This is a genomic window from Janthinobacterium sp. 344, from assembly GCF_900112025.1.
In the GTDB taxonomy this organism is placed as follows: domain Bacteria; phylum Pseudomonadota; class Gammaproteobacteria; order Burkholderiales; family Burkholderiaceae_D; genus Janthinobacterium.
Map to the genome: position 1 here is coordinate 886,919 of NZ_FOKL01000001.1, position 22,473 is coordinate 909,391.

Annotated in this window: 19 protein-coding genes; 6 read left to right on the plus strand and 13 right to left on the minus strand. The window is 64.2% G+C overall.

The annotated features are described in order from the left end of the window. Window positions 1-16 precede the first annotated feature (16 nt). On the plus strand, window positions 17-802 hold the full coding sequence (locus BM193_RS03950; RefSeq protein WP_175533139.1) for a PhzF family phenazine biosynthesis protein: 786 nt from the start codon (window positions 17-19) through the stop codon (window positions 800-802). A 165-nt stretch (window positions 803-967) separates the two neighbouring features. Further along, window positions 968-3,370, plus strand: coding sequence for a TonB-dependent receptor plug domain-containing protein (locus BM193_RS03955; RefSeq protein WP_092795544.1), 2,403 nt, complete (start codon window positions 968-970; stop codon window positions 3,368-3,370). Between the two features lie 116 nt (window positions 3,371-3,486). Here the strand turns inward: BM193_RS03955 and BM193_RS03960 are convergent, their stop codons facing one another. The 7 genes from BM193_RS03960 to BM193_RS03990 form a co-directional block, all read right to left on the minus strand. Then, entirely contained in the window at window positions 3,487-3,987 is a 501-nt protein-coding gene (locus BM193_RS03960) for a HEAT repeat domain-containing protein (protein ID WP_217638405.1), read from the minus strand. Between the two features lie 61 nt (window positions 3,988-4,048). Continuing rightward, a complete protein-coding gene (locus BM193_RS03965; RefSeq protein WP_092795546.1) occupies window positions 4,049-4,432 on the minus strand; it encodes a DUF5071 domain-containing protein in 384 nt (127 codons plus the stop codon). Between the two features lie 182 nt (window positions 4,433-4,614). Beyond that, window positions 4,615-5,763, minus strand: a complete 1,149-nt coding sequence (gene coaD, locus BM193_RS03970) for a pantetheine-phosphate adenylyltransferase (RefSeq protein ID WP_092797036.1) — start codon at window positions 5,761-5,763, stop codon at window positions 4,615-4,617. A 95-nt stretch (window positions 5,764-5,858) separates the two neighbouring features. Then, window positions 5,859-7,190 carry an ATP-binding protein gene (locus BM193_RS03975; RefSeq protein ID WP_092795548.1) on the minus strand — a complete coding sequence of 444 codons (1,332 nt, stop codon included), beginning with the start codon at window positions 7,188-7,190 and terminating at the stop codon, window positions 5,859-5,861. Window positions 7,191-7,192: 2 nt separating this feature from the next. Further along, window positions 7,193-7,852: a response regulator gene (locus BM193_RS03980; RefSeq protein ID WP_092795550.1), complete on the minus strand. Its 660-nt coding sequence runs from the start codon at window positions 7,850-7,852 to the stop codon at window positions 7,193-7,195. A gap of 72 nt (window positions 7,853-7,924) precedes the next feature. Then, the gene (locus BM193_RS03985) at window positions 7,925-9,436 is read right to left on the minus strand and encodes a Do family serine endopeptidase (protein WP_092797038.1); all 1,512 of its coding nucleotides are present in this window, start codon (window positions 9,434-9,436) and stop codon (window positions 7,925-7,927) included. A 300-nt stretch (window positions 9,437-9,736) separates the two neighbouring features. Then, window positions 9,737-10,198: an Hsp20 family protein gene (locus BM193_RS03990; RefSeq protein ID WP_092795551.1), complete on the minus strand. Its 462-nt coding sequence runs from the start codon at window positions 10,196-10,198 to the stop codon at window positions 9,737-9,739. A gap of 194 nt (window positions 10,199-10,392) precedes the next feature. Between BM193_RS03990 and BM193_RS03995 the strand changes: the two genes are divergently transcribed. The 3 genes from BM193_RS03995 (at window position 10,393) to BM193_RS04005 (ending at window position 13,562) form a co-directional block, all read left to right on the plus strand. Continuing rightward, window positions 10,393-12,270, plus strand: coding sequence for a M61 family metallopeptidase (locus BM193_RS03995; RefSeq protein WP_092795553.1), 1,878 nt, complete (start codon window positions 10,393-10,395; stop codon window positions 12,268-12,270). 70 nt (window positions 12,271-12,340) lie between these two features. After that, a complete protein-coding gene (locus BM193_RS04000) occupies window positions 12,341-12,691 on the plus strand; it encodes a hypothetical protein (protein WP_086136420.1) in 351 nt (116 codons plus the stop codon). An 82-nt stretch (window positions 12,692-12,773) separates the two neighbouring features. Continuing rightward, entirely contained in the window at window positions 12,774-13,562 is a 789-nt protein-coding gene (locus BM193_RS04005) for a hypothetical protein (protein WP_092795555.1), read from the plus strand. Between the two features lie 3 nt (window positions 13,563-13,565). Here the strand turns inward: BM193_RS04005 and BM193_RS04010 are convergent, their stop codons facing one another. The 4 genes from BM193_RS04010 to imuA all read right to left on the minus strand — a co-directional run bounded on the left by BM193_RS04010 (window position 13,566) and on the right by imuA (window position 17,347). Continuing rightward, complete coding sequence (locus tag BM193_RS04010; protein WP_092795557.1) at window positions 13,566-14,339, minus strand: alpha/beta hydrolase family protein; 774 nt, start codon at window positions 14,337-14,339, stop codon at window positions 13,566-13,568. Between the two features lie 73 nt (window positions 14,340-14,412). Continuing rightward, window positions 14,413-15,117 (minus strand): glutathione S-transferase N-terminal domain-containing protein, encoded by a 705-nt coding sequence (locus BM193_RS04015; protein WP_092795558.1) that lies wholly within the window; start codon window positions 15,115-15,117, stop codon window positions 14,413-14,415. 102 nt (window positions 15,118-15,219) lie between these two features. Next, the gene (locus BM193_RS04020) at window positions 15,220-16,707 is read right to left on the minus strand and encodes a Y-family DNA polymerase (protein ID WP_092795560.1); all 1,488 of its coding nucleotides are present in this window, start codon (window positions 16,705-16,707) and stop codon (window positions 15,220-15,222) included. Beyond that, window positions 16,637-17,347, minus strand: coding sequence for a translesion DNA synthesis-associated protein ImuA (gene imuA / locus BM193_RS04025; RefSeq protein WP_092795562.1), 711 nt, complete (start codon window positions 17,345-17,347; stop codon window positions 16,637-16,639). Before imuA ends, BM193_RS04020 begins: the two co-directional genes overlap by 71 nt. A gap of 217 nt (window positions 17,348-17,564) precedes the next feature. Here imuA and BM193_RS04030 point away from each other — a divergent pair, with 217 nt between their 5' ends. Next, a complete protein-coding gene (locus BM193_RS04030) occupies window positions 17,565-18,830 on the plus strand; it encodes a putative Na+/H+ antiporter (protein WP_092795564.1) in 1,266 nt (421 codons plus the stop codon). Between the two features lie 48 nt (window positions 18,831-18,878). On the opposite strand, the gene BM193_RS04035 is transcribed toward BM193_RS04030, so the two are convergent. Both BM193_RS04035 and BM193_RS04040 read right to left on the minus strand, forming a co-directional pair. Beyond that, window positions 18,879-20,915, minus strand: a complete 2,037-nt coding sequence (locus BM193_RS04035) for a GNAT family N-acetyltransferase (RefSeq protein WP_092795566.1) — start codon at window positions 20,913-20,915, stop codon at window positions 18,879-18,881. Between the two features lie 88 nt (window positions 20,916-21,003). Further along, window positions 21,004-22,218, minus strand: a complete 1,215-nt coding sequence (locus BM193_RS04040) for an MFS transporter (protein WP_092795568.1) — start codon at window positions 22,216-22,218, stop codon at window positions 21,004-21,006. Window positions 22,219-22,473: the final 255 nt, after the last annotated feature.

Here is a 22,473-nt window from a genome sequence, read left to right on the forward strand (position 1 = left end):
TTGCACATCCACCGCCATGATCGTCCATCTCCTGAAATGTTTCGGCGCCGAACCCGGCGGCGGCAATGCCGCGCTGGTGGTGGAAAACGACCACGCCAGCGAAACCGCGCGCCAGCGTTTTGCGCGCGAGCGCAATGTGAGCGCCTGCGTCTTCATCGACCGCCAGGCCGATGGAGCTATCGTGCTCGACTATTTTTATCCGCACACGCGCAGCCCGCTCTGCCTGCATGCCACCCTGGCGGCCACGCATGTGCTGCTGACAACACCTGGCGCGCCGGCCCGCTTGACGGTGAAGACGGCCATGCGCGGGCAAGCCTTGCAACTGCTGCGCAGCAAGGAAGGACTCTTCATCAGCCTGGCGCCGCAGCCGGCGCCCGCCGTCACGGTGGAAAAGTACATCCCATCGGAACTGATGGGCCAGCACATGCGGCTGCTGTCGCCGCCCGCGATCGCCTCCGTCGGCAGCCCGAAGCTGCTGCTGGAAGTGGCCGACCGCACCACCCTGCGCGCGCTGCGGCCGAACCTGGAACTGATCGCCGACTGGAGCGCCCTGCACCAGGTCAGCGGCTGCTTTGCGTATTGCCCCACGGGCGAGAGCACCTTCGAAGGGCGCAACTTCAACCACCTCGACCCGGCACTGGAAGACAGCGCCACGGGCGTGGCGGCGGGCGCGCTGGCATGGCACTTGCAACAGTCGCTGCGCCTGCATCAGGGCCACGTCATGCAGCAGCCCTGCCTGATCGAGGTGCAATACAGTCCGGCGGAAATCCGGGTGGGCGGCATGGTGCAAGCGGGCACCTGAACGGGGCATCATGCACCAGCGCAAGGCAAGACTACAAGCGGGGAAATGAGTGGCAACCAGGAAACAACAGTTACGACAGATTTGTAATAACAAAACAAAGTATCGCTGGTGAATGATGAAATGATGGCACTAGAATCAAGTCACAATACCACTTGGAGATACTGCGTGCCGACCCTCACCACCTTGCGTAAAGCCATCCTCGTCAGCCTGTACGGCAGCGCCGCCCTGGCCGCCTTCAGCCCCGCCGCCATGGCGCAGAGCAACGATCCGGCAGCCTCGGATGGCCCCGTGCAAACGGTCAGCGTGGTCGGCTCGCGCCGGGTCGCCAGTTCCGCCACGGATACCATGGTGCCGGTCGATATCATCCCCATCTCCAAGGTAGCCGAGCAAGGCGGCCAGTTCGACCTGGCGCAAACCCTGCAATACATCTCCCCCTCGTTCAATTCCACGCGCCAGACGGGCGCCGACGGTGCCGACCTGATCGACTCGGCCGCCCTGCGCGGTCTCGGCTCCGACCAGACGCTGGTGCTGGTGAATGGCAAGCGGCGCCACACGACGGCCCTGGTGAACCTGTTCGGTGCGCGCAACCGCGGCAACACGGGCACGGACATGAATGCCATTCCCTTGCTGGCGATCAAGAACGTGCAAGTGCTGCGCGACGGCGCCGCCGCCCAGTACGGCTCGGACGCGATTGCCGGCGTGATCGACATCGAACTGAAGAAAAGCCTGGGCTGCGAAGCGGTGGCCGGCTACAGCCAGTATTCCGCCGGCGACGGCAAGAATTACATGACCTCCGCCTATTGCGGCATCGCCCTGGGCGACAAGGGCACCCTGGCCATCACGGGCGAATACCTGGACCGGGGCCGCTCGAACCGGGCCGACGCGGACAGCATGCGCATCATCGGCGACACCCAGTCAAAAAATAAAACCCTGTACCTGAATGGCGACTACGCCACCAGCGGCACGGGCAAGCTGTACTTCACGGCCGGCGCGCAGACGCGCGACGCCTCCAGCGCCGCATTCGGCCGCGGCGGCATCGGCAGCGACGACATTCCATCGCGCAATTCCGCCGCCATGTACCCCGATGGTTTCGTGCCCTTCATCAATGGCAAGATCGACGACCAGTACGCCACCATCGGCCACCGCAGCCAGATCGGCGAATGGCATGCGGACTTTTCGCAAACCTATGGCTACAACAAGATGCGCTATGACATCAGCCATACCCTGAACGCCTCGATCGCCAACCTCGACTTGATGAACGGCGGCAAGGGCGTCAGCGCCAGCAACTTTGACGCGGGCGGCTTCTCGTTCCAGCAACTGACCAGCAACGCCGATTTCAGCCGCTACTACGACACGGTGATGAGCGGCATGAACGTGGCCTTCGGCGCCGAATACCGCAGCGAGGAATACAAGATCATGGCCGGCGAGCCGAACTCCTACATCGATGCCGATGGCGTGGGCGTGGGCGGCAATGCGGGCAGCCAGGGCTTTCCCGGCTTCCAGCCCGGCGACGCCACCAAGGCCAAGCGCCACAGCATCGCCGCGTATGGCGACGTGGAACTGGACTGGACGGAACGCCTGAAAACCCAGGCGGCCCTGCGCTATGAAAAATTCAGCGATTTCGGCTCCACCGTGACGGGCAAGCTGGCCGCCAGCTATAAAGTGGCGCCGGACGTGCTGCTGCGCGGCTCGGCCAGCACGGGCTTCCGCGCGCCATCGCTGCAGCAAGTGTATTTCTCGTCCACCTTCACCGACTTCATCGGCGGCGTGCCCACCGACGTGGTGCTGGCGCCGAACGGCGGCACCGTCGCCAACGCGGCCGGCATCCCGAAACTGAAGGAAGAAAAGTCCACCAGTTTTACCTTCGGCACCACCTGGACGCCGACGCAGGCCATCTCCGTCACGGCCGATTTGTACAACATCAAGATCAAGGATCGCATCGTGCTGTCGGGCCGCTTCAATGCCGACAATTATCCGGACCTGGCGGCGCGCCTGGCCCTGCTGGGCGTGGGCGAAGCGCAATTTTTCGTCAACTCCATCGACACGCGCACGCGGGGCCTGGACCTGACGGCCTCGCACAAGGGCGAGCTGGCGGGCAACCGCCTGAACACCTTCCTGGCCTTGAACCTGAGCAAAACGGAAGTGACGAAGGTCAAGACGCCGGATTCGCTGAAAGGCTATGAAGACGTGCTGCTGTCCGAGCGCGAACGCCTGTTCATCGAACAGGGCGGCCCACGCGCGAAAGCCACCCTGGGCTTCGACTACATCACGGGCAAGCTGGAGTCGGACCTGCGCATCATTTATTTTGGCCCGCAAACGCTGGGCACCTTCAGCGGCACGGCCGAAGGCGTGCCCAACGCCCGCTATGCGGCCAAGACCTCGGCCGACCTGAGCTTCACCTACAGCATCAACAAAAATACCAAGCTGACCTTTGGCGGCAACAACATCTTCAACGTCAAGCCGACCACGCAAAACGCCGACGAGACGGACAACGGTTTCAAGTACGACAGCGTGCAGTTCGGCCTGAATGGCGCCTCGTACTTTGGCCGGCTGTGGGTGAAGTTCTGATCGGGCCAGCGGCATAAAAACAGCGGCTGCGCCAGGGCGGGCAGCCGCGATTGTTTTAAGCGGCCATGCACGGCCCGCCCTGGAATTGTTTGCCGCCGACGTAGCACACGGAGACCTCAGCCACCGAGCTTGCCGAGACGGTAGCGCATCTCGCTGGCGATACCCGCATTGCCAGAATCAGCGTATTCCTTGATGAGCTCGATGGCCTCCGGCGTGCCGATGCTGGCCAGCGCATGGCTGAACCATTTCGCAATCACGTTATCGTCAGAGCACGTGTATTCGAGGAAATCAAAACCGCCTTCCAGCACGGCTCGAATGCAGGGCACGCTTGACGGGCTGCCCAGCTCTTGAATCGCCCGCGTGACTTCCTGGTGCAACTCATGCCCTGGCATGAGCAACAGCGCGTTGAGAACGTCAGCCCTGGTCTGCGGATGGACGATGGTCCCGGCCATCGCGAGCAAGGTGTGCCAGGCTTCCCAATCGGCCTCGTCAATCGCGGCCGCCATGCCGTCAAGAATATAGCGCTTGATGGTGGCAGGCGTCACGCCTGCCAGCTGGTAAAGCCTGGGCACGTCATGCAGCTTGTCGTCCAGCAGTTGGCGCAGTGCGCTATCCATGCCAAAAAATCCTTTCATTGATCCAATTCGGCCCGCGCCCGGCCATGGCGGATGACCGCCGTCAGCCCGCCAAAATTTCCTGCGCTTGCGCCGTCACGCCTTCCAGCCGTTCACCGGCTGTCGGATGGCCGGCCAGGCGCGCAAGTTCCGTCCCCAGGGCGGATGCCAGTTCCGGCGACTGGCGCACGATGCCGTCAAGAATAAAATATTTCCACACCTCGTCATTGCTGGCGAAGATAGGTCCGATGAAGGGGGCAAGCCGCGCCCCCTGCGCCACCAGAAAGGGACGAAGAACGGCGGCAACGGGCCAGTTGCTGTCTTGCATCCATTCCAGCATCTGCGGGGCGACACATTCCACCCGTTCCCAGCCCAGCGCGACCAGGGCCTGGGCGGCGTCCGTATCGTGTTTGTCACGCGGCAGCAGTGGCGGCAAGGCACTCTTCATTGATTTCCTGATGTGTACGCTCGTGGCTGGCAAGCGCCAAGCACGCGCAAGCAGCGCAATTTGATGTCAGCCCAAAAGCAGGATCCGGCGTCAGGCCCGGCGGGTCTGCCCCCGGCGCTTTTCCGCCGGGCTGAACCCGTCTGCCAGCATGCCTCCACCACGGCGTTTGCCTTTGTTTCGGCTCAGGCCGCCGCCAGCGCCGCAATCTCGCGCTGCATGTTCTCGATCGCCCGCTCGTTGTACTGGTTGGCAAAATACGCATCGCCAAACAGCTGCCCCGCCTGCGCCTTGGCGCACAGGTGCTGCAGGGCCAGGCCGCGCTGTTCGTTGAAGCGCACGGGATCGACATGCGCGTATTCGCGGCCGATCGCTTGCGTGTAGGCTTGATACACTTCATCGTCCTGGCCCAGGATGGCCAGGTCGGCGCTGAGCATGGCGTCCTTCAGCGCGTGGCTGATGCCCGGCCCCTGGAAATGGTCGGTGGCGCGTATCAGTTGCGCCACCTCCAGGTTGTCGCCGGCGTCCAGACCGCTGCCCAGCCACAGCTGGGCGCTCGCCTCCTCGCTCGAATACAGCGCATCCTCGTCGTGGCTGTAGACGGCGTCGTGGAACCAGAACGCTTTCTTGACCAGCGCGCTGTCGCGCTTGGGCGCATAGGTATTGTCGGCCCACACGCGGATCTCGGACAGGCCGTGCACCAGGTGGTCGAGGTTGTGATAGTGGCGGTCCGCACCGCCGTAGGCCTGCGGTCCCGTCAGGTGCGCGAACCAGTGGTCAAACAGGGCGATGTCGGCCTCGGACGCCGTGGCGTAGTGCCACAGCGCTTCCCACTCCTTGCGCAGGCAGTCGAGTATCCACGCCTGGTAGGCGGGGCCGGGCACGAATTTCTTCATGGTCCAGTTCCAGCCCACCGGGCCTTCCAGCGCCTTGACGAAGCTGGAACTGACGGAGCCGAGGTCGCGCGGCGGCATCACGAAGATGGTCTTGGCCCCCTGCAGCACGTCCACATTCGTCTGCTGGATCAGGTTTTCATAGTCGAAATCGGCCGTCGTGCGGATGCCGCGTATCAGGTAGTCGCAGCCATGCTTTTTCGCCGCGCGCGCCGTGTAGTCGCCCTTGACGATGACCACCTGCACATTCTCCCAGCCACACTCGCGCGCGCTCTGTTCGATGATGCGCTTGCGGTCCTCGGCGGGGAATTGCGGCTTCTTGGCGGGGTTTTGCGAGAGGAAGACGATCACCTCGTCGGCGAGCGAACGCGCTTCCCCGATCACCCACATGTGGCCGTTGGTGATGGGGTCGAGGGTTCCTGAAAAGCCGATCTTCTGCATGCTGCGCTCCATTTGCTTGAATGCTTATTGCGCAGACAATATAGGCCAGCGGCGCGCACGTCAATGCAGCATGCCAAAGATCATGATCAAAACGCTCATTTCACGGCTTGCGGGAATTCCACGCGCACGCACAGGCCGCCCAGGCGCTCGGATTTGTCCAGCACCAGGCGCGCGCCATGGCGTTCGGCGATGGCCTTGATGATGGCCAGGCCCAGGCCGCTGCCGTTGGCGTCCGTGCCAGGCACGCGGTAGAAGCGGCTGAAGACGCGTTCGCGTTCCTCGGGCGGGATGCCGGGGCCGCTGTCTTCCACCGACAAGGTCACGCCGACGGGGCTGGCGCGCAGGTCGATGTCCACCGTGCCGCCCTGCGGCGTGTACTTGATGGCGTTGTCGACCAGGTTGCGCAGCATAATATTGAGCGCATCGGCCTGGCCGGCCACCCTGGCCGGATCCATGTGATGCAGGCCCAGGTCGATCTTGCGCGCCTGCGCGATGCCGGCCATGTCGCCCAGCGCCCGCTTGACGACGTCGTTCAAATCCACCGCCTGCAGCTGGTCGCCGCTGGCGGCGCTCGCTTCCTGGCGCGCCAGCACCAGCAATTGCTCGACCAGGCGCGTGGCCCGCTCGATGCCGGCGCTGACACGCGAAATGGCCAGGCTGCGCTTTTCTTCCGATTCGGCCCGTTCCAGGCTCAGCACCTGCAGCTTCAGGGCCGCCAGCGGCGTGCGCAACTCATGCGCGGCGTCGGCAACAAAGTGCTGCTGCGCATCGAACGCCGTTTTGACGCGCCCGAACAGCAGATTCAGTTCATGCACGAGCGGGCGCACTTCGTCGGGCAAGCCCGCTTCCGAGACGGGCGACAGGTCGTCCGCCTGGCGCGCCGCCACCTGCTTGCGCACGCGCGAGACGGGCGCCAGCGAACCGCTGACGACCCACCAGACCACCAGCATCAGGATCGGCGCCATCAGGGCGATGGGGCCCACCGTGCGCAGCGCCAGGCTGCCGGCCATGCGCTTGCGCACGGCCATGTCCTGGGCGATCTGCACGGTCTGGGAACTGGTTTGCACGGAGAAGATGCGGTAGGTGGTGCCATTGGCCTTCACGTTGGAAAAGCCCAGCACGGCGCGCTGCGGCAGCTCCGCGCGCGTGATCGAGCGGAAGACCTGCACGCCGTCCGGCGTCCATACCTGCACCACCATGTCGTTGTTGACGGGGTCGGCGGGCAAGGCTTGCGCATGGTTGGCCAGCGGCGCGCCCGAGCGCAGCGACAGGGCCATCTGCTGCATGTGGTAATCGAAGATCTGGTCGGCGTCATACAGCGCGCTGCGGTAGGCGATCGAGGCTTGCGCCAGGGCCGCCATGATGATGGCCGCCAGCAGAAACCACAGCAGGCGGCCGCGCAGCGAATGCGTCACCGTGACCTTCATCCTCATGCCTTGGGCACCATGTAGCCCAGGCCGCGCACGTTCTGGATCAGGTCGCTGCCCAGCTTCTTGCGCAAGCCGTGGATATACACTTCCACAGCATTGCTGTTGACTTCATCCTTCCAGCTGTACAGCTTTTCTTCCAGCTGCGCGCGCGACAGCACGATGCCGGGACGCGCGATCAGCGCTTCCAGCACGGCCCATTCGCGCGCCGACAGGTTGACCGGGTGGCCGTCGGCGATCACTTCGCGCGTCAGCGGATTGATGGACACGCCCTGGTGTTCGAAGACGGGTTCCGGCCGTCCCGAGGCGCGCCGCAGCAGGGCGCGGATGCGCGCCAGCAGTTCGTCGAGGTCATATGGCTTCAATACGTAATCGTCGGCGCCCGCATCGAGGCCGGCGATGCGCTGCTCGATGGCGTCGCGCGCCGTGGCCACCAGCACGGGGGTGTCGAGCTTGCGCAGGCGCATCGAGCGCAGCACGTCGAGGCCATCCTTGCGCGGCAAGCCCAGGTCCAGCAGCACCAGGTCATAGGTCTGCGTCTGCAGGGCCGTATCGGCCATGTCGCCATCCTTGACCCAGTCCACCGCATAGTGCTCGGCGCGCAGCAAGTCGAGCACCACCTCGCCGATCATCGTATCGTCTTCTACCAGCAATAGCCGCATGGCTGCTCCTTTTTATTTATTTGCCCCATAGCGGAAGGCTGGGGTCAGACCCGGCGGGTCTGACCCCGGCATTTACCCCAGCCGCACCGGAATGAAAATCTTGTCCGGTCCCCGCTGGATCAGCAAGGCCACCGACTTGGCGGATTTCTCGACCACGTCGCGCACCTGCTCGACGGTGTTGACGGGACGGCCATTGACCGACAATAGCACGTCGCCCGGCTGCACCCCGGCATTCGCGGCGGCGCCGCCGGCGTCTTCCACCAGCAGGCCGGCGCTGATGCCCGCCTCGCGTTTTTCATCCGATTGTAACGGACGCAGGGCCAGGCCCAGTTTTACCTTGCCGGCGGCGCTGTCGCTCTTCGCCACTTCGGCCACCTTGTCGGCCGCATTGCCCAGCGTGGCCGTCAGGGTCACGATCTTGCCGTCACGCCAGACATCCATGCTGATCTTATCGCCTGGCAAGGAGGTGCCCACCAGCGCCGGCAAGTCGGCCGAGCCGATGATGCGCTGGCCATTCACCTTGCGCACCACGTCGCCCGATTTCAGGCCCGCCTTGTCGGCCGGGCTGCCCCGCTCCACGTTGGCCACCAGCGCGCCTTCCGGCGTGGCCAGCTTGAACGAGTCGGCGAAGCCCTGGTTGACTTCCTGCACCGTCACGCCCAGCTTGGCGTGGCTGGCCTTGCCCGTGGCGACGATCTGGTCCTTGATGCGGCCGGCCAGGTCGATCGGGATGGCGAACGACAGGCCCTGGAAACCGCCCGTCTGGCTGTAGATCTGCGAATTGATGCCGACCACTTCGCCGCGCGTGTTGAACAGCGGGCCGCCCGAATTGCCGGGGTTGACCGCCACGTCGGTCTGGATGAACGGCACGTTGCTGTCGTCCGGCAAGGAGCGGCCCTTGGCGCTGACCACGCCCGCCGTCACCGTGCTGTCGAAACCGTAAGGCGAACCGATGGCCAGCACCCACTCGCCCACTTTCAGGTCGCTCGAATGGCCGAGCGGCACGACGGGCAGGTTGTTGGCGTCGATCTTCAGCACGGCGATATCCGTCTTCGGATCGGTGCCCAGCACCTTGGCGCGGAATTCGCGGCGGTCGTTCAGCTTGACGGTCACTTCGCGCGCATCGCGCACCACGTGGGCGTTGGTCATGATGATGCCGTCGGGGCTGACGATGAAGCCGGAACCGAGGCCGTGCGTGGGCACGTCGCGCCCGCCGCGCTGGCCGCCCTGCGGACCCTGGAAGCGGCGGAAGAACTCGAAGAAGGGATCGTTGCCGAAGTCGTCGTTGCCGGCCTGGGCCGATGGGTCGTAGGCCACCTTGGTGCTGCCCGTGACGCTGATGTTCACCACGGCCGGGCTGTTGCGCGCGGCGATCTGGCTGAAGTCGGGCAAGGCCACCAGCGGCGCGCTGGCTGCGGGCGCGACGGTCGCGGCCACGGGGGCGGCGGTGGCTGCGGCGGCATTCGCGCCGGCATTGTTTTGATGTACCACCATGGCGCCACCGGCGCCCAGCACACCGATCGCGGCCAGCGCGGCTACGGTGCGTTTGATTTTCAACGATGCGGTATTCGTTTGCTGTTCCATGAATTGCTCCTCATTCAATGAGATTTTGATGTATGCAATATTGGGCCACGAGTCTTAGGCGGTGCTTAACATTTTTCCATTTGGAAACAGGCATTTGCGCCTTTAAGCATGGCTTAATCTTGCGCACACCGCGTCTCCGGCGTCGCCCGGAAAATGGCGCAAGGTGGCGTGCTATCGCAGGTGCAGACGCAATACTGGCCGGATAAACCGGCCAGTATTTTACTGCATGGGGAGGGCGGGAACCCTCCCGCGGACGCCAGCGCGTGGCGCCGGGTCAGGATCAGTCCAGCTCAGATCACCTTACGCTGCCTGGCGCTGTTCCAGCGCGCCGGCATTGGCAGGGCTGCCGCCTTCGATCTCGATCTTGCGCGGTTTCAGCGCTTCAGGCACTTCCCGCACCAGGTCGATGGTCAGCATGCCGTTTTCAAACGTCGCGCCCGTGACCTTCACATGGTTGGCCAGCTGGAAGCGCTGTTCGAAATCGCGGGCGGCGATGCCGCGGTGCAGGAAGGTGCGTTCGACGCCATCTTTCTGCTTGCGGCCCGTGATGTGCAGCGAGTCGCGTTCGGTGATGATATCGATCTCTTCGCGCGAGAAGCCGGCCAATGCCATCACGATGCGGTATTTATCATCCGACACCAGTTCGATGTTGTAAGGTGGATAGCTTGGCTGTGCATCGGCGCGCTGTTCATTGAGCAGTTGTGCCAGACGGTCGAAGCCAATGGCGGAACGATACAGAGGAGCAAGGTCAAAATTACGCATGATTAAATATCCTTTCAGTTAAGCGATAAGTATCGCGGACCTCACCATGAGCATCCGCTTGCTACCAATCTAAGGACGATGCCCCCGCCTTCAAGGCCTTGAAATCGGCGCAAAACGCCCCAGACGGCGCTAAATTTGTAAGAAATTTTTACAGAATGCTAGACTCGGCCTTTGCCCTCCCCCGCCACCGTCCCATGCCCCGTGTCCTTCTGTCCCTCTCCTTGTCACTGCTCGTTTCCACTGCGGCCCAGGCCGCCTCGCCCGGCGCGGCTCCCATCGTGCTGCACGTCGATGCCAGCAACGTGGCGCAGCAACTGTTCAGCATCCGCGAAAGCATCCCCGCCGCGCCCGGCAAATTGACCCTGCTGTATCCGCAATGGGTGCCCGGCAACCACGGCCCCAGCGGCCCGCTGAACCAGCTGGCCGGCCTGCGCCTGTCCGCCAACGGCCAGCCGCTGGAATGGCAGCGCGATCCCGTCAACATGTTCGCCTTCCACGTGCAGGTGCCGGCCGGCGCCAGCAGCGTGCAAGCGCAGTACCAGTTCCTCTCGCCCGTCGACACCAGCCAGGGCCGCATCACCATGACGAGCGCCATGCTGGGCGTGCAATGGCATGCGATGACCCTGTATCCGGCCGGGCGCGCCGCGCGCGACATCATGGTGCAGCCATCGTTGACCCTGCCGGCCGGCTGGGAATTTGCCAGCGCCCTGGAAGTGCGGGCGCGCGCGGCCACGCCGGCCAGCCAGCAAGTCGATTTCGAAGCGCTGGACCTCGACACCCTGGTCGACTCGCCCGTCTTCGCAGGGCGCCATTTCGAGCGCATCGACCTCGACCCGGGCGCCAGGATCCCCGTGCACCTGAACGTGATGGCCGACAGCCCCGACAGCCTGGAAGCGACGCCGCAGCAGATCGAACAGCACCGCGCGATGCTGCAGCAAGCCTACAAATTGTTCGGCGCGCGCCACTACCGCCACTATGATTTCCTGCTGGCCTTGAGCGACGAGTTCGGCGGCATCGGGCGCGAACACATGCAGTCGAGCGAAAACGGCGTCAAGCCCGGCTATTTCAGCGAATGGGACAAGAACGAGGCGGGCCGCGTGCTGCTGCCGCACGAGCTGACGCATTCGTGGAACGGCAAGTTCCGCCGCCCCGCCGGCCAGGACACGCCGGATTTCAATACGCCGCTGCAAAACAGCTTGCTGTGGGTGTATGAAGGCCAGACGCAATACTGGGGCAATGTGCTGGCGGCCCGTTCCGGCCTGGTGGCCCCGGCCCACATGCGCGACCTGTTCGCCGCCACGGCGGCCCATTACGACGTGATGCCGGGACGCAGCTGGCGCGCCATGCAGGACACGACCAACGACCCCATCATCAACGGCCGGCGCCCCATCGGCTGGAGCAGCTGGCAGCGCGACGAAGACTACTACATGGAAGGCGCGCTGGTCTGGCTCGACGTCGACACCACCATCCGCGCACTGTCCGGCGAGCGCCGTTCGCTCGACGACTTCGCGCGCGCCTTCTTCGGCGTGCAGGATGGCAGCACCACGCCCCTGCCCTACACCTTCGAAGAGGTGGTGGCGGCCCTGAACGCCGTGCAGCCGCATGACTGGAGCACCTTCCTGCGCACGCGCCTGGACGGCCACGGCCCCGGCGCGCCCCTCGACGGCCTGGCCCGCGCCGGCTGGAAACTGGTCTACCGCGACACGCCCACGCCCTTCCTGAAAGCCAATGAGGAGCGCGGCAAGGGCACGGACCTGACGTACTCGCTGGGCGTGAGCATCGACAAGGATGGCAAGCTGGGCAAGATTCTGTGGGATGGCCCCGCCTTCAAGGCTGGCTTGTCCGGCAACACCACCTTGCTGGCCGTGAATGGCACGGCGTATACACCCAAGCTGCTGAAGGCGGCGATCCAGGCCGCCAGGAGCAGCCCGCAGCCGATCAACTTGCTGGTCAAAAAAGGCAAGCAGTTCCAGACGGTGGCGCTCGACTACCACGGCGGCCTGAAGTATCCGCAGCTGGAACGCATCGCCGGCACGCGCGACCGCCTGTCGGCCATCCTGCAGGCGCGCTGAGGCGGCGATTGCCCCGTGATTTTGCGCCGCGCACCCCATGCGGGGCCGGCTTTTGGTGTATGCTGGCAACATGAACAATGACACCGACATCCAGCTCAGCGGCCCCTTCAAGGCCACCGACGGCTCCGGCCGCGCCCACGACATCAAGGCCATCCGCATCTTCGACGAAGGCTACGGCATCATCGACGTCTACGTCGATTTCGCCGCCCCGCTCGAAGCGGGCGCCTACAAGGACAAGACCCTGGTCGGCCACATCCTGGCCCGCCTGCGCAGCCTTGGCTACGTGGGTCCCGACTTCGGCCATGGCGACCTGGGCCTGCAAGACAAGAAACTGATCGTCCTGGAAGCGCCGGAAGAGTTTTCCGCCTTTGCGGCAAGCAAGGGCTGGAAGGACTTGTCAGCAGAGTTTGACGAAGACTGATTTCTTAACATATCAACAACCCCTGCGCCGCGCCAGCTTCTGCTGCTGCGGCGTTTTTCATCGTCCCCTTGCTCCTTTGCCCATGTTCCTGCTCTTTCTGCGCACCTGCGCCCTGCCCTTCCTGGTTTGCATGCTGGCCGGATGCCAGCAATCCGACATGATCAAGGACTTTGAACAGGTAGTCCCGCTGCAAGACCAGCAGCTGGCGCGGCATTACAGCGATCTGCTGCGTGAAAAACAGCTGGACTATGTGCGCATGGCAACCGAACCGGGCAATAACGGCGATCAGATCCGCCAGGCGCTGCCCGCCTTGAGCGCCACCTTCCCGGCAGGCGAGCCCCAATCCGTCAAAGTGGTGGGCTACCAGCGCATTGAACAGCGCGATATGCCGCAATTGCTGCGTATCAGCTTCGAATATGCCTATCCTGAAAAATGGATCGTCAGCACCATCGTGCTGAGAAAATATGGCACTGACGCCACCATCATCGGCTTGAACGTGGTGCCGCAAACCACATCGTTGGAACAGCAGGCAACCTTCACGCTGGGCGGCAAGTCGCTGCTCCACTACGTGGTGCTCGGCGCTGCCATCCTCTCCCCCTTGCTGATCCTGTTTGCTTTGGGGTTATGCCTGCGCAGCAAGCTGAGCGTCAGGAAATGGCCCTGGTTGCTGTTCATCAGCATCGGCTTCGGCCAGCTGTCGTTCAACTGGGCGACGGGTCAGTACCTGTTCCTGCCCATCGCCATCCAGCTGTTTGGCGTGGGCGCCGCCACCAATGCCTACCAGCCCTGGACATTCGTCGTTTCCCTGCCGCTGGGCGCCATCATATTTCTGTTTGTCAGGAAAAGACTGACCGCGCCTGTGGACAGCTGAGGCTTATGGCGCAGGCGCCGCCTGCAGGTAGCGCGCGCTCCAGGCGGCAATCACATTGGCGACGTAGGCCGCGTCATCGCGCCCCGTCAATAAATGGTCGGCGTCGTCGAGCGAGACGAAGCTTTTCGGGTGCTTCGCCGCCGTAAAAATATCCATGGCGTTCGACAGGCTCACCGTCGTGTCGTTTGGCGCGTGCATCACCAGCAGGGCGCGACGCAGGCCGGCGATATGACTCTTCAGGCTGTGGCTGCCCGCATCGTCGACGAATTGCTGGCGGATGCGGAAAGGCCGCCCTTCCAGCTGCACCAGCGCTTCGCCTTCGGCGGCGATTTGCTCCAGGTGCTCGCTGAACATGCGCGTCACGTAGGCGGGCGTGCTGGGGGCGGCCAGGGTGGCCACGGCGGTCGCTTCCGGCACGTGCGCCGCGGCGGCCAGCACGGCGGCGCCGCCCAGGCTATGGCCGATCAGCAACTGCGGCGCAGAATGTCTGGCGCGCAGGAAGTCGGCGGCGGCGACCAGGTCGGCCACGTTGGAGGTGAAATTGGTGGCGGCGAACTCGCCTTCGCTGGCGCCCAGGCCCGTGAAATCGAAGCGCAGCACGGCGATGCCGTGCTGCGTCAAGCCTTGCGCGATGCGCCGCGCGGCCAGCACGTCCTTGCCGCAGGTAAAACAGTGGGCGAACAGCGCATGGGCGCGGATGGCGCCGTCGGGCGCATCGAGGCGCGCCGCCAGCACATGGCCGTGTGCGCCGGGAAAATCTTGCCGGGTCGATTTCATACAGTGTCAAGTCTCAAGCTGCCGCGCTGGGCGGCCGGAGGCGTATTCTAGCGCCGCCCGGCCACCTTTGGCCTTAGCCACGCGCGGGTATGTCGACGCCTTTCACGACAGCCGGGCGGGCCAGGAAGGCGTCCAGCACGCGCTGCACGTTGGGGAAATGATGAAAACCCACCAGATCGCCGGCGCCATAGAAGCCCACCAGGCAGCGCACCCAGGGGAAGATGGCGATGTCGGCAATCGTGTACTGTTCGCCCATGATCCAGTCACGGTCCTGCAGGCGCTGCTCCAGCACGCCCAGCAAGCGCTTCGATTCGCCCAGGTAGCGCTCCAGCGGACGCTTGTCCTCGTAATCCTTGCCGGCGAATTTGTGGAAGAAGCCCACCTGGCCAAACATGGGGCCGATGCCGCCCATCTGGAACATCACCCACTGGATGGTTTCGTAGCGCAGGGCCGCATCCTGAGGAATACATTTTCCCGTCTTCTCTGCCAGGTACAGCAGGATGGCCCCCGACTCGAACAGTGCCAGCGGCTTGCCACCGGGACCGTTCGGATCGAGGATGGCGGGGATCTTGTTGTTCGGATTGAGGGACAGGAATTCGGGCGACAGCTGGTCGTTGCGCTCGAAGCTGACCAGGTGCGGCTCGTACGCCAGGCCGGTTTCTTCCAGCAGGATGGAGACCTTGATGCCGTTCGGCGTGGGCAGCGAATACAGCTGCAGGCGCTCAGGATGCTGGGCAGGCCATTTATGGGTGATGGGGAAGTCGGAAAGCTGTGACATGGAAATCCTTTATTCAAATCAAAGACGCAGTGCCGGGAAGCCAGTATAGCCAAGCCTTCCCGCTTCTGCTGGGCGGTGCCGGAATTGGCGCTCCGCCCCCGCTCAGCCAAACAGGCCATGCAAAAACCAGCGCGGCGCCGCGTCTTCGCCGCTGCCGGCGATGCGTTCGCGGTAAACCCAGTAATGGGCATGGTCGAGGCCTTCGGCAATGAAATAATCGCGCGCCTGCGACTGGCCCCACCAGCCCGCCTCGATGCGTTCGGCGACAGACACCATCTTCAGGGGCGAACCATAGAAGGGCCGGTGCTCGCGCATCAAGAGGGCTACCGGCTGCGCCAGCAGCCAGCCGGGACGGGGCATGCCGGACAGGCCGGGCGGCAAGTCCGGCTGCGCGTTTTTCCCGGCGGGTTTGGCCGGCAGCGGCAGCCACTGGTTGGCTGCCTCGGGGCGGTAATCGGCGCGCGGCACGGCCTGCAGGACATTCTCGCTGCCCAGGCGCGCCACCAGCAATTCCATCAGGCGCTGGCGCTCCTGCGGCGTGCCGCCCGGCTCGGGAAACAGGGTGTCGCTGGGCGGCGCCATGGGCTGCACCTGCAGCGCTTCCAGGGTCAGGCCGATCACGGGCGCCTCCAGCACCAGCTGCGCCAGGCGCTCCTTGAGCAGGCGCACCAGGTGTTCGTCGCGCCACACGGCCTCGCCCAGGGCCAGCGCGATGACGGTGGGCGGACGCGCCACCCGGCCCCGCTCGTGCGCCAGCAAGAATTGAATGCGCTCGACGGCGAATTGCCGCGCGCACAGCCAGCCCGTCATTTGCTGCAGCAGGCGGCGCGCGCCGAACAGCAGCGCGTCCGCGTGCTCCACGCGGTCGAACAGTTCCAGGCTGGCGCGAAACGTGGGCGGCGCCTCGATCCAGACGAACAGTTCCGTGCTGTGGCCGTGCGCATCGTCGAGCATGTCCAGCAAGGCCGCGCCGCAACGGCGCTGCAGGCCGGGCCGGGGCAAGTGGCGCAGCTGCCCCAGGGTGCGGCAGCCGATGCCCTCGAACCAGTCCAGGTAGGGGCGCGCGGGCGGCAGCACGGCGCACGGCAGGCGGTCGAGGCGGCGCACCAGGCTCGCCATGCTGAGCGTGCGGGCCTGGCGCGCATGCGCGCGCGCCAGTAGCCAGGCGCCGCGCGCCGTGGGAGCGCACGACAGCACGCCCGTGTAGCCCAAGGCGCGCAAGCTGGCCGCGATGCGGCGGCACAGGGCGCGCACGCCGCCGAACAGGCGCAGGCTGGCGCCAACATCCACCAGCAAGGTCGCTTCCTCGCCCTGCGCCACCAGCGGCGAGTATTGCAGCAGCGCCAACGCCACCGCTTGCAGCGCCTGCGCTTCCAGCTCGGGCGAACGCTCGTGCAGGCGCGCCTGCGGCGCCAGCATCAGGGCGCCCGCACGCCGCATGCCCGGCTTGATGCCCGCCGCCCGCGCCAGCGGCGACAGGGCCATCACTTGCTCCTGCTCCAGCACCACGCCCAGGTGGTCAGCCGACCAGCGCGGGCAAAACACTTCGAGCGGAAGCCGGGGCAGGCACAGGCCGATCCAGAGTCGCATGGCGTAGCAATAAAGAAGGAGGTTGCAGGGGCAGGAACAGCGGCGCATCGCGCTGCGGTCCCCGGCGCTTGATGAAGCCGATCTCGATGCCGCCCGCGGCCGGGCGCACGGACAGGCGCAAGGGCGCCGGCGACGCATCCTGCGCGCCATGCAGGGGGCGCAGCATGCAGAACAGGGTATTGCCGCCTTGTGCCGCCAGGTGCAGGCGGCGCAGGCTGTCGGCGCGCACATGCGACTGCCAAAACAGCAAGGCGCCGCAACTGCCGCTGCGCAAGATGTTTTCCGCCGCCCACAAGGCATCCTTGCTGCCGGCACTCTTCAGCCACAGCAGCTGCGATGGCGCCAGCCCCTGCGCGGCCAGGGCCAGCGCCTGCGGCGGATGGGGCGGCTGCAACAGCACGATGGGCAAGCCCGGCAGCTGCGCCAGCGCCGGCGCCAGCAGCCGCAATTCGCCGCTGCCCGGCTGCTGTACCAGCAGATCGATCAGGCTGCCGCCGGGCCAGCCGCCGCCGGGCAGCTGCGCGGACAACGCGGCAAAACCCGTGTCCAGGCAACGCGTGACGCCCTGCCCCAGCTGCGATGCGCGCCACAGCGACGGGTGCAAGGCTTCCGGCGATGCCATCAATTGGGAATGTTGCATAAGTTGTTGTCTAACTGAAATCAAGATAAATACTGTATGCATATACAGTACTATCCGATCCCGCTTTTGGCAAGGTTTATCTGTCTGCACACATGCCCGGGGCCGCTCCGCCACGTCCGAAAAACCCCGTTTTTTGCATCGATTGCTGTACCATAAGCACTCTCCTTACCGCTCGGCAATGCACCGGGCGGCTTCCTCCGTCCATAAGGAAACTCATTTGACCACCATCCAAATCATCAGCGCGATCATCTTCGGCCTTGCGCTCATCCACACTTTCGCCGCCAAGTCGTTCGAGACCCTGGCGAGCCGCCATCCGCGCCATGCGGGCCTGCTGCACCTGCTGGGCGAAGTGGAAGTCGTGTTCGGCTTCTGGGCCTTCATATTGATCATCGTCATGGCCTTTGTCTCGGGCGGCGATGCCGCCATCGAGTACGCCGAATCGCGCCAGTACACGGAACCGCTGTTCGTCTTTGTCGTCATGGTGGTGGCCGCGTCGCGCCCCGTGCTTGACGCCGTGCAGCGCCTGCTGAAAGGCGTGGCGCGCATCATGCCCTTGCGCACGGAACTGGCCCTCGTCTGGCTGGGTCTGGCACTGGTGCCCCTGACGGGCTCGATGATCACGGAACCGGCCGCCATGACCCTGGCCGCGCTGATGCTGGCCCCGCAAATCTTCCGCCCAGGCATCCCTGAATGGCTGAAATATGGCGCCTTGGGCGTGCTGTTCGTCAACGTTTCCATCGGCGGCACCCTCACCTCGTACGCGGCGCCGCCCGTGCTGATGGTGGCCACCACCTGGAACTGGGACAGTGCCTACATGGCCAGCCATTTCGGCTGGAAGGCTGCCATCGCCGTCGTGGTCAACGCCACGGGCGTGAGCATCCTGCTGCGCAAATATCTGCACAGCAACACCTCCGACATCAAGCCGAAGGCGGGCGAAGCGGAAGCGCCGAAAGTGCCGCTGGCCGTCAGCCTGGTGCACATGATCGTGCTGGCCGGCGTCGTGATGCTGGCGCACCATCCCGTGCTGTTCTTCGGCCTGTTCCTGTTTTTCCTTGGCTTCGTGCAAGCGTATGAGCGCTATCAAAGCCCGCTGATCCTGAAGGAAGGTTTATTGGTCGGTTTCTTCCTCGGCGGCCTGGTGGTGCTGGGTGGCATGCAGCAATGGTGGCTGCAACCGATCGTCTCCAGCCTGAAACCGCTGGCCCTGTTCTTCGGCGCCCTGGGCTTGACGGCCATCACCGACAATGCGGCCCTGACTTATCTTGGTTCGCTGATCGTCGGCATGACGGAGGAAGCGAAATATATGCTGGTGGCCGGCGCCGTGGCCGGCGGCGGCCTGACCGTCATCGCCAACGCGCCGAACCCGGCCGGCGTATCCCTGCTGCGCCGCGGCTTCAAGGATGAATCGATCGGCGCCGTCGGCCTGCTGGCAGGCGCCCTGCTGCCCACGGCCGTGGCGGCCCTGGCCTTCCTGGCCCTGTAGGGCGCATCACGGGGCGGCTGCCAGCCGCCCCGGCCCTCATTGGTTTCCCTATCCATTTCCCTCATACACGAGGAAGTGCAGGCGGTCATAGAACAGGCTGTAGGCATAGTCGAAGGTGCCGACGCTGCGAAAGCCCTTGTGCAAGTACACTTGCAGCGCTTCGCTCTTTTCCCATACTGTCAGGCTGATGCGCGCACAGCCCTTGCGGCTGGCCAGGTCGCGGATTTCATGGAACATCTGCTTGAACAAGCCCTGGCCCCGGTATTTCTCGTCGATGGCCAGGCTGCTGACGAAGCAGTCGCCGGCGCGCGCATGCTCGAGCACGAACTGGTCGTACGCATCATCGAGCGCCTTCATGTCATCGCGGTAATACGAGATGGCGCCGCAGGCCTGGAATTCATCCATCGTGGCCGCCGTAAAAAACCCGATGAAGCGGTCCTCCTCGTCATGCAGGCCATGGATATGCCTTAAATACGGGTCGATATTCTGGCGCCGCTGCAATTCGACAAACTGCACATTCAATTTATTGCCGAAGGAGCAGTATTCCAGGTAGCTGGTGGCAAACAGCAGCTTGGCCATGCGGTTCTTCGCCTCCTCGCCCAGCAACGGCCCCTGTACCAGCCTGAGCGGCGCATGCGACAGCAGGCCCGCCTGGCCATCCTCGTCAGGCAAGGTCGCATCGTTGGCGGCCGGCAAGCGGCCGGCGTGGCGTCCCACCGTGGGGCGCCAGAAGGCGCCGCCGGCAATATCGCGCGAGCGGTGGGCCAGCAGGTAGCGGCAAAAGATGGTGTTCACGCGGTCCAGCTGCGGATCGTCCGACAGTACCGAGTAATAGTGAAAATGCTCGATGTCCGAACGCAACTGGGCCGCATACGCCATGCGCGGCGCTTCCTCGATGTCGAACACGTCGACGATGTTTGCCAGGTGCAAGGGATCATCGAGCCGCCAATCGATCTCGTCGAGCCGCGCGATGCAGCGGGCATAGGCGCGCGCCTCTTCCTCGCTGAGCGGGATATGCGTCTCGGTGATGATATCGACCAGTAAACGCATGCCGCGGATGCCCCCCACCACGGCCTCCTTCGCGCCGTCGTACAACACGCAATAGCGCTGGTAAAACTCGGCATGGCTGAGCATGGTGTGGCCCAGGTGCTGCTTCCACTCGGCATAGAACTGGCTGAACAGCTGCGCCTCGAATTGCGGGCAGGAATGGGGAATCCGGCCATCGATCGCCGCATAGGCAAGGTTCACATTGCGCTGGATCAAGCGCAGCGCCGCGTCGTTCTTCCTGGCGATCAGCATGCCCGTTTCATCGAGAAACAGGTTCATCCAGCTGACATGCCGGCGCCCCTCCCCGCCGTCCGCGTGGCGCTGGAAATAATCGGGCACTTCCGGCTTCATCAGGAAAATCGTCGCCGGATTATGCGGGATCGTATCGACGTCCATGTACAGGCCGCCATACTCGCACATGATGAGGATGCGGAAATAATCGGACAAGGTGGCGAAATAGCGCTGCCGGTGCAAGGTATCGAGGATGCCGAAGCGCTGCGGCGCGAAGTCCAGCGCCAGCGCGCGCAGCGAGTTGATGTGCAGGGTCGTGCCGCCGATGGCGTAGCGGCCTATCGTGTAGCGCCCGGCGCCGCCCGTCGGGCTGAAACGCGCGTCGCTGCGCAGCTGCGCCGCATCCCATACCCACAGGATCGACACGTACGGCGCGCCGCCGTAATGCAGCACCTCGTCCAGCGCCGCGCCCCATTGTTGGATCGCTTCGGCAGCGATATCGGGCAGCTGGCCCCCCATCCAGATGCGGTGCAGGTAGCGCTCGTCGTCGCCGAGCGCGCGCGTGGGGATGGCGCTCAGCGAGGAACAGCTGGCCGCATTGAAATGCGTGAAATTGGCGGCGATGAAACCGCGCAGGGCGGCGATGCCGGCCTGGTGCTCTTCGGCCCTCGGAGCGCTGCCGGGGTCCAGCGGTCCGGCATCGGCCAGGGTGAGGAAATCGAGTTTCAGCTTGTTGATGCGGAATTCGTATTCCAGATTAAAAATCGTTGCTTGATCGTGTTTCGAGGCCAGGTCATCTATTTTCATGAGCGCACCATCTTCCACAGGAGAGTGTAGGTAACATTGTTTGGGGTACATCCACATCCACATCCACAACACGCGCATCGTTGCGCCATCAATGCCGGGCCAGCCGCACCTCGCTTTCCCCGCGTCCCGCCATGCCGCGCGTAAACAGCAGCAGGCAGGCCGCGATGACCAGGATGACGGGAATATTCAGCAGCGCATACGTTTCCAGCGCATAGCCGAAACGCTGGCACAGCACGTTGTACAGCTGCAGCCAGGCGGACAAATAAATGCAGTACAGCAAGCTCATGGCGGCCGTCGTGAGGGTCATCGATTCCTTGCTGGCCGTGATGGCGCTGCGGATCAGGGCGCCGTTGAACAAGCCGAAGCCGATGGAATAGATAAACATGCAGGCGGCAAACACATCGACGTGATGGCGGCCTGCCCCCGCACCGAGCATGCCGACGGCCGCGATCAGCCCGCCCAGGCGCAGCAGCGAGACCAGGGGGAAATCCTGCCGCAGGCGCTGGATGGCGATGCTGCTGAGTACAAAGCCCGACAGGATCACGCATTGCAGGGCGATATACGTGGCGTACGACGCCCCCATCTCCTGCAGCACGAAGATGGGCGAAAAGCCGATCCAGGCCGTCAGGGGCACGGTGGCCAGCCCGGCCGTCAACATGCCGAACATGAAGCGCCCGTTGCTGAAAATGGCCGCATAGCTGCGCACGATGGCGGCAAGGTCCAGACGCGCCAGGGTCGGCGGCGTGCGCGGCATGCTCTTGAACAAGCCCAGCAAGGACAGCAGCGCCAGCAAGCCCGAGAGGAAAAACACATAGCGCCAGTCCAGCTGGCTGATGATGGCGCTGCCGAGGATGGGGCCGGCCAGCGGCGCCAGGATGGTGGTGCTGGACAGGATGCTGCTGAGCTTGACGGCCGCCATGTCGTCGAACAGTTCGTGGATCATGGCATAGCCGACAAAGACGAAGCAGCAGCCCATGCCCTGCACGAAGCGCGCCAGCAGGAATTGCTCGATGGACGTGCTCAATGGCACCGCCAGGGTGGCCAGCAGGAACAGGGTGTTGCCCGTCAGGACAAGCTTGCGCTTGCCGATGTAGTCGGCCAGCGGCCCGAGGAAAATCTGCAGCGAACTGCCGCCCAGCAGATACAGGCTGAGCGACAGGGGAATGAACTTTTTCTCCCCATGGAACTCATCGACGATGGCCAGCATCGCCGGCATGATCATGTCATTGGACAGATAGATATTCAGTTCAAAGACGAGAAAAAAAGCAAAAAACCACAGCAACTGTTTCGACTTGATGGACATGATGCATTCCGTGACGTGGGTGGACGCCGTCAATGCCGGCGCCCTGCCGGCGCGGGGCACGGCAAGCCTACTCTGGCACTGAAAAGTGTACCAATTGTATACCACTTTGCATTTTTGGCACCTGTTTTTGTTATTTTTAAATACCTATGCAATACCACTTACGGACAATGCACCATGCTGGCGCATGCGGCAGCCAGGCGGGAACGCGGCGCCCGGCGGCGTGCCGCCGCGCTGGCGGGAGCGCGCGCGGCCCGG

Bases quoted from the DNA above. Each gene is read 5' to 3' on its own strand.
- BM193_RS04015 (WP_092795558.1), bottom strand. From the start codon at position 15,117: ATGTCACAGCTTTCCGACTTCCCCATCACCCATAAATGGCCTGCCCAG.
- BM193_RS03985 (WP_092797038.1), bottom strand. From the start codon at position 9,436: ATGGAACAGCAAACGAATACCGCATCGTTGAAAATCAAACGCACCGTA.
- BM193_RS03980 (WP_092795550.1), bottom strand. From the start codon at position 7,852: ATGCGGCTATTGCTGGTAGAAGACGATACGATGATCGGCGAGGTGGTG.
- BM193_RS04000 (WP_086136420.1), top strand. From the start codon at position 12,341: ATGAACAATGACACCGACATCCAGCTCAGCGGCCCCTTCAAGGCCACC.
- BM193_RS03995 (WP_092795553.1), top strand. From the start codon at position 10,393: ATGCCCCGTGTCCTTCTGTCCCTCTCCTTGTCACTGCTCGTTTCCACT.
- BM193_RS03960 (WP_217638405.1), bottom strand. From the start codon at position 3,987: ATGGATAGCGCACTGCGCCAACTGCTGGACGACAAGCTGCATGACGTG.
- BM193_RS04035 (WP_092795566.1), bottom strand. From the start codon at position 20,915: ATGAAAATAGATGACCTGGCCTCGAAACACGATCAAGCAACGATTTTT.
- BM193_RS03950 (WP_175533139.1), top strand. From the start codon at position 17: ATGATCGTCCATCTCCTGAAATGTTTCGGCGCCGAACCCGGCGGCGGC.
- coaD (WP_092797036.1), bottom strand. From the start codon at position 5,763: ATGCAGAAGATCGGCTTTTCAGGAACCCTCGACCCCATCACCAACGGC.
- imuA (WP_092795562.1), bottom strand. From the start codon at position 17,347: ATGCAACATTCCCAATTGATGGCATCGCCGGAAGCCTTGCACCCGTCG.
- BM193_RS04020 (WP_092795560.1), bottom strand. From the start codon at position 16,707: ATGCGACTCTGGATCGGCCTGTGCCTGCCCCGGCTTCCGCTCGAAGTG.
- BM193_RS04040 (WP_092795568.1), bottom strand. From the start codon at position 22,218: ATGTCCATCAAGTCGAAACAGTTGCTGTGGTTTTTTGCTTTTTTTCTC.
- BM193_RS04005 (WP_092795555.1), top strand. From the start codon at position 12,774: ATGTTCCTGCTCTTTCTGCGCACCTGCGCCCTGCCCTTCCTGGTTTGC.
- BM193_RS03990 (WP_092795551.1), bottom strand. From the start codon at position 10,198: ATGCGTAATTTTGACCTTGCTCCTCTGTATCGTTCCGCCATTGGCTTC.
- BM193_RS03965 (WP_092795546.1), bottom strand. From the start codon at position 4,432: ATGAAGAGTGCCTTGCCGCCACTGCTGCCGCGTGACAAACACGATACG.
- BM193_RS04010 (WP_092795557.1), bottom strand. From the start codon at position 14,339: ATGAAATCGACCCGGCAAGATTTTCCCGGCGCACACGGCCATGTGCTG.
- BM193_RS03975 (WP_092795548.1), bottom strand. From the start codon at position 7,190: ATGAAGGTCACGGTGACGCATTCGCTGCGCGGCCGCCTGCTGTGGTTT.